The organism is Actinomadura darangshiensis (assembly GCF_004349235.1).
Taxonomy (GTDB): Bacteria; Actinomycetota; Actinomycetes; order Streptosporangiales; family Streptosporangiaceae; genus Spirillospora; species Spirillospora darangshiensis.
This window is the reverse complement of record NZ_SMKY01000263.1, coordinates 1-12354: the sequence shown is the minus strand read 5'-3', so window position 1 is coordinate 12354 and position 12354 is coordinate 1. Positions and strand designations below refer to the sequence as shown.

General features: G+C 75.2%; 11 protein-coding genes. 2 read left to right on the top strand and 9 right to left on the bottom strand.

What is annotated here, in order from left to right; translation table 11 throughout:
- Positions 1-4: 4 nt before the first annotated feature.
- From E1293_RS49820 to E1293_RS36650, 5 genes are read right to left on the bottom strand one after another with little or no spacing between them, the layout of a single operon-like run.
- The gene (locus E1293_RS49820; protein WP_132203001.1) at positions 5-928 is read right to left on the bottom strand and encodes an FHA domain-containing protein; all 924 of its coding nucleotides are present in this window, start codon (positions 926-928) and stop codon (positions 5-7) included.
- 2 nt (positions 929-930) lie between these two features.
- Positions 931-2265, bottom strand: a complete 1335-nt coding sequence (locus tag E1293_RS36665) for a vWA domain-containing protein (RefSeq protein WP_132202999.1) — start codon at positions 2263-2265, stop codon at positions 931-933.
- Positions 2262-3533: a protein phosphatase 2C domain-containing protein gene (locus E1293_RS36660; protein WP_132202997.1), complete on the bottom strand. Its 1272-nt coding sequence runs from the start codon at positions 3531-3533 to the stop codon at positions 2262-2264. The genes E1293_RS36665 and E1293_RS36660 overlap by 4 nt, the downstream gene beginning before the upstream one ends.
- Complete coding sequence (locus E1293_RS36655; protein WP_132202995.1) at positions 3530-5890, bottom strand: serine/threonine-protein kinase; 2361 nt, start codon at positions 5888-5890, stop codon at positions 3530-3532. The genes E1293_RS36660 and E1293_RS36655 overlap by 4 nt, the downstream gene beginning before the upstream one ends.
- Positions 5887-7104: a hypothetical protein gene (locus E1293_RS36650; protein WP_132202993.1), complete on the bottom strand. Its 1218-nt coding sequence runs from the start codon at positions 7102-7104 to the stop codon at positions 5887-5889. Before E1293_RS36650 ends, E1293_RS36655 begins: the two co-directional genes overlap by 4 nt.
- 225 nt (positions 7105-7329) lie before the next feature.
- Here E1293_RS36650 and E1293_RS36645 point away from each other — a divergent pair, with 225 nt between their 5' ends.
- Positions 7330-7860: a helix-turn-helix transcriptional regulator gene (locus E1293_RS36645; RefSeq protein WP_132202991.1), complete on the top strand. Its 531-nt coding sequence runs from the start codon at positions 7330-7332 to the stop codon at positions 7858-7860.
- Between the two features lie 213 nt (positions 7861-8073).
- Here the strand turns inward: E1293_RS36645 and E1293_RS36640 are convergent, their stop codons facing one another.
- Positions 8074-8625 (bottom strand): class I SAM-dependent methyltransferase, encoded by a 552-nt coding sequence (locus E1293_RS36640; protein ID WP_132202989.1) that lies wholly within the window; start codon positions 8623-8625, stop codon positions 8074-8076.
- Positions 8626-8642: 17 nt separating this feature from the next.
- Complete coding sequence (locus E1293_RS36635; protein WP_243717078.1) at positions 8643-9773, bottom strand: carboxylate-amine ligase; 1131 nt, start codon at positions 9771-9773, stop codon at positions 8643-8645.
- Between the two features lie 119 nt (positions 9774-9892).
- On the opposite strand from E1293_RS36635, the gene E1293_RS36630 reads away from it, so the two are divergent.
- Complete coding sequence (locus tag E1293_RS36630) at positions 9893-10876, top strand: NAD(P)H-dependent amine dehydrogenase family protein (protein WP_132202985.1); 984 nt, start codon at positions 9893-9895, stop codon at positions 10874-10876.
- Here E1293_RS36630 and E1293_RS36625 read toward each other — a convergent pair.
- On the bottom strand, positions 10851-11645 hold the full coding sequence (locus E1293_RS36625) for an alpha/beta fold hydrolase (protein ID WP_132202983.1): 795 nt from the start codon (positions 11643-11645) through the stop codon (positions 10851-10853). The two genes, E1293_RS36630 and E1293_RS36625, sit on opposite strands and share 26 nt — an antisense overlap.
- A 53-nt stretch (positions 11646-11698) precedes the next feature.
- Positions 11699-12354 (bottom strand): PucR family transcriptional regulator (locus E1293_RS36620; protein WP_132202981.1); only part of this gene is annotated, 656 nt, incomplete at its 5' end.

Genomic DNA, 12354 nt, shown 5'->3' with positions numbered 1-12354 from the left:
GCCGTCATGTCGCCTCGCCTCGGGTGAGCGTGATGGTGGTCCAGGCGCCCACGTGGATCCGGTCGCCGTCGGAGACCGGGACCTCCACGTTGTAGGGGATGGGCTCGGTGGACCCGTTCACGCAGGTCCGGTTGGTGGAGCCCGGGTCGACCAGCGTCCAGGTGCCGTCCGGCTTGGCCAGCAGCACCGCGTGGACGTGGGAGACGCCCGGGTCCTCGGGCGGCTCGCGCAGGTCGATCTCCGGCGGGGACGGCTGCGACGAGCTGCGCCGCCCGATCCGGACCTGCTGCCCGGCGAGCGGGATCCGCCGCTCGGGCGCGTACGGCGGGAACGACAGCGCCGCCGAATCGGGCCCCTCCTCGGCGATGACCGAGTTGTAGTACTCGCGGTCGGCCGCCACGACCGCCGTCCACACCGTCCCGGGAACGGGCGGAGCCGGCACGGGCGGAGTCGGCACGGGCGGCGCGGGCACCGGTGGCGCCGGCACGGGAGGCGCCGGGACCGGTGGCGCGGGAATGGGAGGCGCGGGCGGGGGCTCGGACGGCCCGCGGACCGGCGCGGCGGGGCCCGGTGCCGGGGGCCCCGGCATTGTGGGGCCCGGTGCCGCGGGCCCCGGCGCTGTGGGGCCTGGCGCTGTGGGGCCGGACGCTGCGGGGCCGGACGCGCCGGTGGCCGGCACGGCGGGCGCCGTCCGCGGTGTCGGCGCGCCGCCGCCGGTCGCGAAGTCGTAGCCGCACGCCTCGCAGAAGCGGTCGGTGCTCGGCGTCCCGCAGTCGGGGCACGGCGTGCTGCTGGGCGAGCCCTGCGGGACGGGCGCGCCGGGGCCCGTACCCGCGCCCGCGCCGGCGGACGAGCCGCCGATGCGCTCGCCGCAGATGTCGCAGTAGTCCGCCGACTGCGAGGTGTGTCCGTTGGGGCAGCTCGCCATGCTCAGCCCTCGCCCCGCCTGGTGGTCACCGTCTCGTCCTTGCGCGTCCGGATCGTCTTGCTGGACCGCGTGTCCAGCTCCATCTCGGCGGCCTTGTCGACGTCGCGCCGCAGCCGGACCGTTCCGGTCGCCACGTCGACGACGTCCACGACCTTGCGCAGCATCGAGGTGATCGCGTCGTTGCCGGCCTCTTCGGCGAGCACCACGGCCCGGCCGAGCCGCGCGGTCGCGGTGTCGAAGTCGCCCTCCTTGCGGGCCCGCAGGCCCTCCTGGACCGCCGAGGCCAGCTCCGCCTGCCCGGTGTAGTGCGCGACCCGCGCGTTGATCCGGGTGGACTCCGCCTCGTCGTCGGTCCACTGCGCGAGGACGTTCGCGGACCCGAGGACCTGCGCCTCCTCGCCCGGCGCGCCCGGCACGACCAGCTTCACCCACGCGGCCCGCAGCTCCTTGCCGACCTCGCCGGGCGGCACCTCCACGCAGATGTGGTAGTCGCGGCTCTCGGCGCCCCACGCGCCGAGCGGGTAGTCGCCCGCCTGCGGCGCCGACTCGGTGCGCTTGCCGGTGAGGTCCTCCATCGACGGCAGGACCTGCTTGACGAACCGCAGGTTGGCCGTCTGCGGCGTCCACACCCGCAGCGCGACGTCGGCGACGGACTTGCCCATCGCCGCCTCCGTCATGGCCTGGAAGTCGGCGACCAGCCCGGCCGGATCGGCGACGATGTCGACGCTGCCGAGCAGCGCGGAGGCGATCTTGCGCAGCTCGTCGACCTCCCAGTCGGTGCCGACGCCGCGGCAGTCGCACACGAACCGGCCGCCGCAGCGGAACAGGACCGCGTCGAGCTCCTCGTCCGTCTCGTGCTGGTTCTTGCCGTCGGTCAGCAGGATCGCGTGCCGGATGCCGCCCTGCACGTCGTCGAAGAGCTGGTCGGCCAGCCGCAGCCACGACCCGATCGCGGTGCCGCCGGTCGCCTTCAGCCCCGACAGCGCCCGCTTGGCCGCCTCCCGGCTGCGCGGCGACGCCGCGACCAGCCCGGGCTGCTGCGGATACACCATCGACGCGTTGTTGGAGCCGGAGACGACCGCGAACTCCACGCCGTCGCGCAGCGTGTCGATCGCGACCTGCGCCGCGGCGACCGCCGCCCGCAGCTTGGTCTCCGGGTAGGACATCGAGCCCGAGGTGTCGATGATGATGACCTCGGACGCCCGGGTGGAGGACGGGACGGGGACGCCCTCCGCCGCGGTCGCCTCGACGGACACGATGGCGTGCATCTCGCGTCCGCCCGCGGGCAGGAACTTGTTCTGGTCGATCGAGATGGTGAACTGCGGCTGCTCGCTCATCGGGGCTGCTCCGTGCTCTGCGGTGTGCTCTCGTGGATGCGGCTGTCGGGGGTACCGGGGGAGGGGAGCGGGATCACCGCGACCGTGATGTTGTCGCGGCCGCCGGCGTCCAGGGCGCGGGCCACCAGCGTCCGCGCGGCGTCGAGCGGGTCAGCAGCCGGATCGTGCGCCGGGCCGCCTTCGGCGTCCGGGCCGCCGGCCAGCAGCGCCGCCAGGTCGTGCGCCGCCGGGAAGTAGTTCCAGAGGCCGTCGCTGCAGACCAGCAGCGTGCCGGGTCCGACCGGCCGGAACGTCGCGACGTGCGGGCTGACCTCCCCGGCGTCGGCGCCGAGCCACGCGGTGATGACGTGCGCGTTCGGATGCGCCTCCGCCTCCGCCTCGGTCAGCGCGCCCTCGGCGACCATGAACGCGGCCCACGAGTCGTCCTCGGTGAGCCGGCGGGACGGGCCGAGCTCCGCCATGTCGCCGGTGCTGACCTCCGCGTCGTCCACCTCGTCGGGGGCCGGACCCGGGGCGGCGTCCGCGCCGTCCGCGGACAGCCAGTAGGCGCGGCTGTCGCCGATCCAACCGACGGTGACCGCCGGGCCGCGCGTCACCGCGGACACGTACGTGCACGACGGCGCCTCGGCCGGCGACGCGGCGAGCGCCGCGACCGCCGCGGCGGCCCGCAGCGCGGCGTGCCGGGTGGCGTCCTCGGCGTCCTCGCCGGAGTCGAGGCGCGCCACCAGCTCGGCGGTGCCGGTGTCCGCGGCGGCGCGGGACGCCTCGTCCGGACGCTGCGAGGAGCCGACGCCGTCCGACACCACCACCGCGATGCCGGCGGCGTGGGCGGCGAGGCACATCGCGTCCTCGTTGCGCGGGTAGCGGCGGCCGCGGTCGCTCGCGCCCGCCGCGACCACCGGGCGGGAGCCGTTCCCGGCGCCGTGGCCGGGCAGCTCGACCTCCACGTGGTCGCGCTCGGCGGGCTGGCGGAGCCCGCACCGCTCGCAGTAGCCGTCGGCGTCGATCGCCGTCCCGCCGCAGCCGGAGCAGCCTCCCGCGGCCCTCCGCCGCCCGGACGGCGACGACTCCTGCCGGATCGTCGCGCCGTCGCGTCCCGGCGGCCCGGCCGCGGGCGGGGCGTCGGCCAGCCGGTGCCCGCACTCCTCGCAGAAGATCTCGTCGGCGTACACGGTCTCGCCGCAGGCGGGGCAGGCCCGCTCCGCCGCCTTGGCGTGATCGGGGTCGGTGCCGGAGGGGTCGGTTCCGGTGCGGTCGTCGTCGGTCACAGCAGCGTCCTCGGGCGTACGGCGTTGGCGGAGTCGACGAGCCGGCGGCACTCGTCCCGGTCGCGGGTGCGGCGCGCCAGCTCCCGGTAGGTCTTCTCGAGCAGCCGCCGCAGCGGCACCTCGGTGAGCGGGGCGTCGAACAGGGAGCCGCCCCGCGCCCCGGGCGCGGCCGGGCCGTCCAGGAGCCAGCCGAGCGCCGCCTCCAGCACCTCGGCGGCGAGCCGGTCGCGGCGCTCGTCGTCCAGGTCCAGAGCGGTGAGCCGGTCGCCGGCGGCGACCAGCTCGGCCGCCGACAGCTCGGCGGGCGGACGGCCGCGCACCGCCGTGGCGACCGCCGCCACCTGCGCCGGCACGTAGCGGATGGAGATCTTCGGTACGGCGTCGAGCGCGGCCACGGCGGCGCGCCGGTCGCCCGCCGCCAGATGCACGCGGGCGAGGCCGAACGCCGCGTTGATGTAGCTCTGGTCGGTGCGCCACACCATCTCGTACAGCCGGACGGCCTCGTGCGGCGCCGTCCGCTCGCGGCAGTACGCCAGCGCCAGCTTCGGCGCGGGCTCGCCGGGCAGCAGCCCGTACAGCCGGTCGAACAGCGGCGCGGCCTCGTCCACCCGGCCCTGGGCGAGCAGCCCCACGGCGCGGTACCAGCCGATCCGCCAGTCGGCGGGACGCTCCCCGGCGAGCTCGTCGAGCAGCTCGCCGGCCTCCCCGGGCGCGCCCAGCTCGATCTTCGCGCGGGCGAGCGCCAGCCGCACCTCGGGGGTGCGCTCCGGCGCGTTCGCCGCCGCCTCCACGGCCTGCGCGGGCTCCAGCGCGCCGAGCCCGGACACGAACGCGGCGGCCGGGTCGGCGCCGTCCACCAGCGGCACCGGCAGCGCCGCCGCGGCCGTCGCCGCCGGGACGGGCGGCAGCGCGGACTCGTCCTCGGTCCCGCCCGCCACCCGGGTGGTGAACCGCTCCGGCCCGAACAGCCCGGACGGCGCCGGACGCGGCGCGCCGTCCTCGGCCGCCAGGACCTCGCGCAGCACGCCGGTCAGCTGCTCGGCCATCTCCGCCGCGTCCTGGAACCGCGCCGACGGCTCCTTGTGCGTCGCGCGGCGCAGCAGCCGGTCGTAGGACTCGAACCGCTGGAGCAGGGGGATCTGCTCGCGCGGCGGGATCGAGTCGGCGAACGACCGGGTGTAGCCCTTGAACGGGAAGCTGAGCACGGCCAGCGCCCGGCCGACCGTGTACAGGTCGGACGAGACGGACGGGCCGTCGTCGGCGATCTCGGGCGCCTGGTAGCCGACCGTCCCGTAGATGGCGCCGTCCGGGTCGTCCAGCCGCCGGACCCCGCCGAGGTCGATCAGCCGCAGCTGCTCCTCGGACTGGATCACGTTGTCCGGCTTGAAGTCGCAGTACACGAGCCCCTGCGCGTGCAGGTACTCGAACGCGCGCAGCACCTCGAGCCCGTACGCGATGGCCTGCGCGAGCGGAAGGTGCTTCTCACCGGGGGGCAGCGGCTGCTGGAGCAGGATGTCCTTGAGGGACTGCCCGCCCACGTACTCCATGACGATGTAGCCGTCGCCCTCGTGCTGGACGAAGTTGTAGATCTTGACGATGTTGGGGTGCTCGACCTCGGCGAGGTAGGCGCGCTCGGCCGCCGCCGCGGCCATCGCGTCGGCGTCACCGCTGTCGAGCAGGCCCTTCAGCACCACCCACCGGTCGCTGACGTTCCTGTCCTTGGCCAGGTAGATCCAGCCGAGCCCGCCGTGCGCGAGGCAGCCGAGCACCCCGTACTGGCCGCCGACGAGGTCGCCCGGGTTCAGCTTCGGCGAGAAGGAGAACCGGGCGCCGCACTTGGGGCAGAAGCCCTCCGTCCGTCCCGGGCGGTCGCCGCGGCCCCGGCCGACGGGCTCGCCGCAGCCGCTGCAGTACCGCTTCGGTTCCGCCACCTGCGGGTCGCTCATCACGGCGGTGGACGGGTCCCGGTACGGGACGCGCGGCACCTCGACGAGCCCGGCGCCGAGCATCCCGCGGCGGCCGGACGAGCGCGACGACCCGGTGCGGGTGCTGCCCGTCCGCGTGCTGCCGGTCCCGGTGCTGGCGTACGTGCCCGCCGTCCCCGAAGTCCCCGACGTTCCCGTCCCCGGGACACGGGTGGTGTGGGCGGGCGGCGAGCCGCACACGTCGCAGTACCCGTCCATGATCGTGCCGGTGCAGCCGGTCTGCGCGCACAGGTCCGGCCGCTGCTCGGCGGGCGGGCGCGGGGCCGGGACGCTCGGCGCGGGGCCCGGCGCCGCGCTCGGCGGGCTGCCGCACACGTCGCAGTAGCCGTCCGAGATGGTCCCGGCGCAGCCGGGCTGGGCGCACTGGCTCATCGATCCGCTCCCTTCGCTCGCGAGGTGATGGCCTGCTGGTATCCGGTCAGCGCCACGGTCGCCCTCCGCAGATCGCAGGGGGAGGTCCACAGCAGCTCGCGGGCCTGCTCGTAGATCCGGGCGAGTTCGGCGTCCTCGGCGTGGCCGAGCCGTGCGGCCTTGACCTGGTAGGCCCGCAACCGGCCGCGCAGCTCCTCGCGCCGGTCGAGCAGCCCCCGGATGACGCCGGTGGTCTCCCGTGCCCGCGCCAGTGCCGTGTCCGCCGCGCGTTCCAGGTCGGCGACCCGCGCCGCGACGTCGTTCCAGCCGGCGCCGCGCGCGGCGCCGGACCGGGGCCGGGTGACGGCGGCGAGCCGGTCGGCGAGCGCGGCGGCGGACGCGGGCAGGTCCGGCAGCACCGGGGCGGCGATCTTCGCGCGCACTTCGTCCCGGACGGCGCGCGCCTCCGCCTCGGCCTCGCGCAGCAGTTCCAGCGCGCCCGCGACGCCGCGGATCCGGCCGGAGAACCCGTCGCGCAGCCGCTCCGCCTCCTCCAGGGTGCGGCGCAGCGCGGCGAGGCCGGTGCGGACCCCGTCCAGCCGGGCGGTGTCGGCGAGGCCGTCCCGCGCCAGCGCCAGCGGGTCGGCGCGGACGGTCGCGGCGACGTCCTCCAGCTCGGCGCGGAGGCGGTCGAAGCCGGGCTCCACCCCGCCGAGCGAGGCCAGCAGCTCGTCGACGGCGCGCCGCTCCGCCTCGACCTCCGCGAGCCGGGACAGCAGCGTCGACCAGACGGTGTCGAGCCCGGCGACGGCTTGCGCGACCTCCTCGTACAGCGGCGTCATCCGGTCGACGGCCGCCCGCAGGGTCAGCGTCTCGCCGGACGGGACGGACAGCAGCGTCCGCCGCTCCAGCGGCACCTCCTTGGCGGGCAGCTCCACCGACGGGCCGTCGAGCAGCCGGGTGAGCTCGGCGAGCTGCGCCTGCCCCGGCCTGCCGTGCCGGGCCCGGAGGTCCTCGGCGGCGCCGAGGACGCGTCCGTACAGGTCGAACAGCAGCCACAGGTACGCCATGCGGGAACGCACGTCGGACTGGACGCGCAGCGTCTCGCCGTCCAGCGCCGCGCCCTCCAGCAGCTGGTAGCCCTGGTGGGCCTCCAGTTCGAGCAGGGCCGCGCCGATGCGCTCCTTCTCGTCCAGGAGGCGCGCGAGCGACGCGTCCGCCTCGTCTCGGCTCATGGGGGGCCGGCCCACGCGCGCGTCACTCAACGCCGCCGGTCCACGGTTGGCCCATGTTCGCCCCCGATTCCCCCGAATAGAGCACGTTTAGGTGCCTCAGTTTTCCGCATGCGGGGCCGCCTTCTCAACCACGGGGCCGATCATGGTCCCGCGCCGCGTCACGCGACTCCGCCGGACCGGTCCCGGAACCTCCAAAATGTCAGTGTTCGAACGTATGATCGAACCATGGCGAACGTTGCGACGCACCCCCAGACCGCACCCACCGCGCCGGCCGCGCTCACGGCGGCGGAGATCGCCGCCCTCGCGCTCTCGCTCGCGCACCTCGGCACCGGCCCGCAGGCCACCACCGCGCGCCGCGCCCTGCACACACTCCTCGACGCCACCCCCCACGACGACGTGGTCACCACCACGCTCGCCACCCTCACCACGCCCCTGGACGCCTCCACCTCCGACCGCGCCCGCGTGGTCGCCGCCGCCATCACCGAGCACCGCGTCGTCCGCCTCTGCTACGGCGACGCCGGCGCCAACGTCACGATCCGCGAGGTCGAGCCCGTCACCTGCCTCGTCCACCGCGACCACTGGTACCTCGTCGGCTGGTGCCGCATGCGCCGCGGCGTCCGCGCCTTCCGCTTCGACCGCATCCTCGCCGTCGAGTCCACCGGCCTCCTCTCCCGCCCCCGCCGCGCCGAAAGGTACCTGCCGTTCCAAAGGCGTTCATCTCCTCCTTCGGGCCTGGCGGCCCTCCATCGTCGATAAACGCGTGCGATCGCTGCATCGCTCCGGCTCGCCTTGCGGCTCGCTGCGCGATCAGGTTTCTCGCAAGCTCGAAACCTGCCTTCGGACGCGATCGCGATTGTTCGGGTCGGTGCGTGGCCGGGGTGGTGGCTGATGTAGTCGCGTAACGGCCCGGGGCCGCGGTGCCGTGGCCCCAGGCCGGCGGCCGGGCAATGCCTCATGGACGAGTCGACGTCAGGTGGCGTCCTTTTGTTCGCTCCTGTCGCACTTGCGCTGCCCTGGATCAGCGGTCGTCCGCGTGTAGTGGGAGTCGACGGCGGGCTGGCCCGTGTAGTTGGGGCCGGCCTGGTCGTCGGCGCTCAGGTAGCGGTAGGGGAGGGATTTCTCGGCGGCCGCGTAGGGAGATGCGGTGGTTGCGCGGGTCAGGGCGCCCAGCTTGTCGCCGATGTAGTGCAGGCCGTGGACGCAGGTGATCAGGTCGGACGGGGCGTCCGGCGTCCAGGTGGTGACCGAGGCTGTGATCAGGTTGAGTGAGCCCTTCAGTGGGGTGAAGTGGTCCACCAGGTCGATGCCGGTGATCTTTGCGGTCGGGCGGGCGGTGGCGGCTTCCGTCAGGGCTCTGCCTGTGCCGCAGCAGAGGTCGAGCCAGCGGCCGTCGCCCAGTTCGGCGAGGACGTCGATGCCCAGTTCGCGGGTGTAGCCGTCGAGGCGCCTTTCGCGGTTCATCGCGCAGTTGGCCACTACCGGGGACATCTCAAGGGCGGTGTCGTCGAGGTGTCGGGGCATTTTGCGATTCTTCTGAATCAGACCGACATGGTCTGGCGGACGGCGAACGTCACGACGGCGCCGATGTCGTGTGAGCGGGTGAAGGTGGCGCGCTGGCGTTGGGCGCCGTTGCCGCGCTGCAGGAGACCCCGGAGAAGTGAGGTGACGGTTTCCAGATCGCCCGAGCGGTCTAACGCGGGGGTCAGGTGGTCGAGGAGGGCGCCGACCACTTCCTGGGCGGGGGCGGCGCGGCGGGTGTGCGGGTGGACGAGGTCGTCGCGCAGGCCCGAGCGTCCGGCCCGCCACATCGCCAGCCGCATCAGGTCGGCGCGGACCGGGTCGGGCGGCTCGCCCCGTCGCCAGGCGTCCGCGGCGGTGCCGACGAGGGCCCGGACGAACGCGGCCATCAGGACGGCGTCGTCGACGTCCAGGCAGACGTCCGGGACGCGGATCTCCACGGTCGGGTAGCGGCGGGACAGCCGGGCGTCGAAGTAGATCATGCCCTCGTCGACCAGCGCGCCGGTCGCGAGCAGCGCCTCGACCGTCGCCCGGTACTGCCCCGCCGAGCCGAACAGCTCGGTCGGGCCGCTGGAGGGCCAGCGGCCCCAGACCTGGTGCCGCCAGCTGTCGTAGCCGGTGTCGGCGCCCTGCCAGAACGGCGAGTTCGCGCTGAGCGCCAGCAGCGGGGGCAGCCACGGCCGGATCCGGTCCAGGACGGCGACGCCCTCGTCCGGGGAGTCGATGCCGACGTGGACGTGGCAGCCGCAGGTGAGCTGCTCGTCGGCGGTGGGGCCGTAGGCGTCGGCCATCCGCAGGTAGCGGTGCGACGGGGTGAGCGACGGGCGGACGCTGACCGGCGACGTCGCCAGCGCCGCGACGGAGAGGCCGACCCCGGCCGCCGACTTGGCGGCCGCCAGCCGCGCCGACCGGATGTGCTCGGACAGCTCGCCGAGCGAGGCGCAGACCGGGGTCGCCGTCTCCAGCTGCTCGCGCTGCAGCTCGGTCTCCAGCGGGTTCGACCGCTGGCCGCCGGTCAGGAACAGCTCGTCGTGGCGCCGGGCGTAGCGGATGACGGAGCCGGAGGCGGCCTGCGGCGCACCGCTGCCCGGGTCGACGAGGAGCAGCTCCTCTTCCACCCCGAAGGTGCGCGAACCCGTGCGAAGTGTCACCAAGGTGTCCTTCCCCGACAGCGCACCGATGTACGTCCCGCGGGGGTCTCGTCCTGGCCGGAGGAGCATGCCTACAATGCGCCGGCACTTGACCTAGCGCTTGGTCGAAAGGTGGTGGTATGTCCTATCTCGTCGGTCAGTGGGGCACCGGGACCGTCGGCAGGCGGGCGCTCGGCGCCATCATCGGGAACCCGGAACTCGAACTCGCCGGTGTCGTCACCGGGACCGTCCGCGATGTCGGCGTCGACGCCGCGGAGCTGGCCGGAGCCGGCCGTCCCCTCGGCGTTCCCGCCACAGACGACCCGGCGGCGCTGCTCGCCCGGCGGCCCCACGTCGTCTGCCACACCGCGTCCGCCGGACGTGACGTGGCCGCGGAGCTGTGCCGCCTTCTGGAGGCGGGCATCGGCGTGGTCTCGGACGTCCTGCCCGCGCTGGTCCATCCGCCGTCCGCCGACCGGGGCCTCGTCCGCCGCCTCCGCTCGGCGTGCGCGACCGGCGGCGCCGCCTGCCTCACCGCCGGGCCCGGCCTGGTGCACGACGTGCTCCCGCTGCTGCTCAGCGGGGCCTGCCTGCGCATCGACGGCCTAAAGATCGCCGAGTTCGGCCGCTCCGAGTTCGCCGGGTTCGGCGATCCCGTCGGCCACCGGCCGCCGATGGCCAGGCCGGGCACGCCCAGGCGGACGTGGGGTCCCGTCGTCCGCCTGCTCGCCGAGCACCTGGGGGTCCCGCTGGACGACGTGTGCGAGACCTACGAGCTGTGCGCGGCCCCCGAGGACATCGGCCGGATCGCCAAGGGGACCATCGCCGGGGTGCGGCTCCAGGTGTCGGGCCTGCTGCGCGGCCGTCCCGTGATCACCGTCGAGCGCGTGCTGCGGGCGCGCGCGGACGTCGCCCCGCACTGGCCGGCGGCCCCGTTCGGTGAGGCAGGCGGTCACCGCGTCGAGATCGCGGGCGAGCCGCCCTGGCGGCTGGACGTCGCCGGCCCCGGCGGCGCGGCCGCGCTGCGCATGGTCAGCGCCCTTCCGGCGGTGGCGGAGGCCCCGCCGGGCCTGCACACCCCGCTGACCCTGCCGCCGCTCACCGGCCGGCGTCTGCTCCGCTGAGCCACGCGCCGAGCAGCGTTCCGGTCTCCTCCGGCCGGTCGAGGTAGAGCATGTGCCCGGCCTCGATCTCGCTGATGACGAGACCGGGCCCGAGCGCCTCGCGCAGGTGCACCACGAACTCGGGCCGGACGAGGTCGGCCTCCGCCGCGATCACCAGGTGCGTCGGCATGCCGGCGGGCGGCGCGATGTGCGGCCGGGCCATCTCCGAGTAGGCCGTCACCACCGCCGCGGGCTCGAAGCGCCACCGCAGCCGCCCGTCCGGGCCGTGCTCCAGATGCTCGGCGACCTCGTCGTCCACGGCTTCGGCCGGCGACCGCGACCAGCCCTCCGCGCGGTGGGCGCGCGCCTCGGCGGCGTCGGCGAACGACGGCGCCGCCAGGTAGCCGCGCGCCTCCTCGGCCGCCTTCGCCGGGTCGAGCCCGATCGCCGGGTCCAGCAGGATGAGCCGGTGCACCCGCCGGGGCGCCGTCCGCGCCAGGTGCAGCGCGATCATCCCGCCGTAGGAGTGCCCGGCGAAGTCGGCCTGGTCGACGCCCTCGGCGTCCATCATCGCCAGGACGTCGGCCACGTGCCGCTCGACCGTCCACGGCGGCTCGTGCGTGGAGCGGCCGTGGCCGCGCAGGTCGGGTGCCAGGACGGACCGGTCCGCCAGGTATCCCTCGGCGGTCCGGCGCCAGCGCGCCCCATGCCCGGTCACACCGTGCAGCAGGACGACCGGTGCCCCGGCCGGGTCCCCGTACCGATGAACATGCAATGCCGCGTCCGCCATGGGTAAAGCGTATGCGCGAGGACGCCTCTCGGGGACGGCCTTCACCGGTCAGGTCAGGGACGTTCCCACCGGACCGACGACAGGGCCAGCAGCGCCACATGGAAGGACACGCAGGACTCCACGTCGTCGAGATCGGCGTCGAGGACGCGTTCGATGCGGCGGAGGCGCTCGTAGAACGCGGGCCGCGACAGGTGCGCCTGCTGGGCGGCGACGGCCTTGTTCCGGCCCGCTTCGAGGTAGAGCTCCAGGATGCGGGTGAGGTCGCTGCCGCGCTGGGCGTCGTACTCCAGGAGCGGGCCGAGTTCGCGTTCCACGAACGTCTGGACGCGGGCGTCGTCGCGGAGCAGATGCAGCAGGCCGCGCAGGCGCAGGTCGGGCAGCCGGTAGAAGAGGCGGGCGCCCTGGCCGCGGGCGGCCACGTCGGCGACCTGCTCGGCCTCCAGGAACGAGCGGCGGACGTCCTGGATCGTCTCCACGACCGAGCCGGCCGCCATCACCGTGTCGCCGGACTGCTTGCGGATCCGGGTGGCGACCTCGGTGAGGGCCGTCTCCACGTCGGCGCGGGCGGGCAGCGAGGCGAGGACGCCGACGCGGGCGTGCGGGCCGCCCTCGTCCAGCACGCCGACGAGCGCGGCGAGGCGGGCGTCCTTGCAGGCGGACGCGGCCGTCTCGGCGAGCGCGGACAGCTCCCCGACGGGCGGGGCGGGGG

Coding starts and splice junctions, on each gene's coding strand:
- E1293_RS49820 (WP_132203001.1), bottom strand. CDS start 928: ATGGCGAGCTGCCCCAACGGACACACCTCGCAGTCGGCGGACTACTGC.
- E1293_RS36665 (WP_132202999.1), bottom strand. CDS start 2,265: ATGAGCGAGCAGCCGCAGTTCACCATCTCGATCGACCAGAACAAGTTC.
- E1293_RS36655 (WP_132202995.1), bottom strand. CDS start 5,890: ATGAGCCAGTGCGCCCAGCCCGGCTGCGCCGGGACCATCTCGGACGGC.
- E1293_RS36650 (WP_132202993.1), bottom strand. CDS start 7,104: ATGAGCCGAGACGAGGCGGACGCGTCGCTCGCGCGCCTCCTGGACGAG.
- E1293_RS36645 (WP_132202991.1), top strand. CDS start 7,330: ATGGCGAACGTTGCGACGCACCCCCAGACCGCACCCACCGCGCCGGCC.
- E1293_RS36640 (WP_132202989.1), bottom strand. CDS start 8,625: ATGCCCCGACACCTCGACGACACCGCCCTTGAGATGTCCCCGGTAGTG.
- E1293_RS36630 (WP_132202985.1), top strand. CDS start 9,893: ATGTCCTATCTCGTCGGTCAGTGGGGCACCGGGACCGTCGGCAGGCGG.
- E1293_RS36625 (WP_132202983.1), bottom strand. CDS start 11,645: ATGGCGGACGCGGCATTGCATGTTCATCGGTACGGGGACCCGGCCGGG.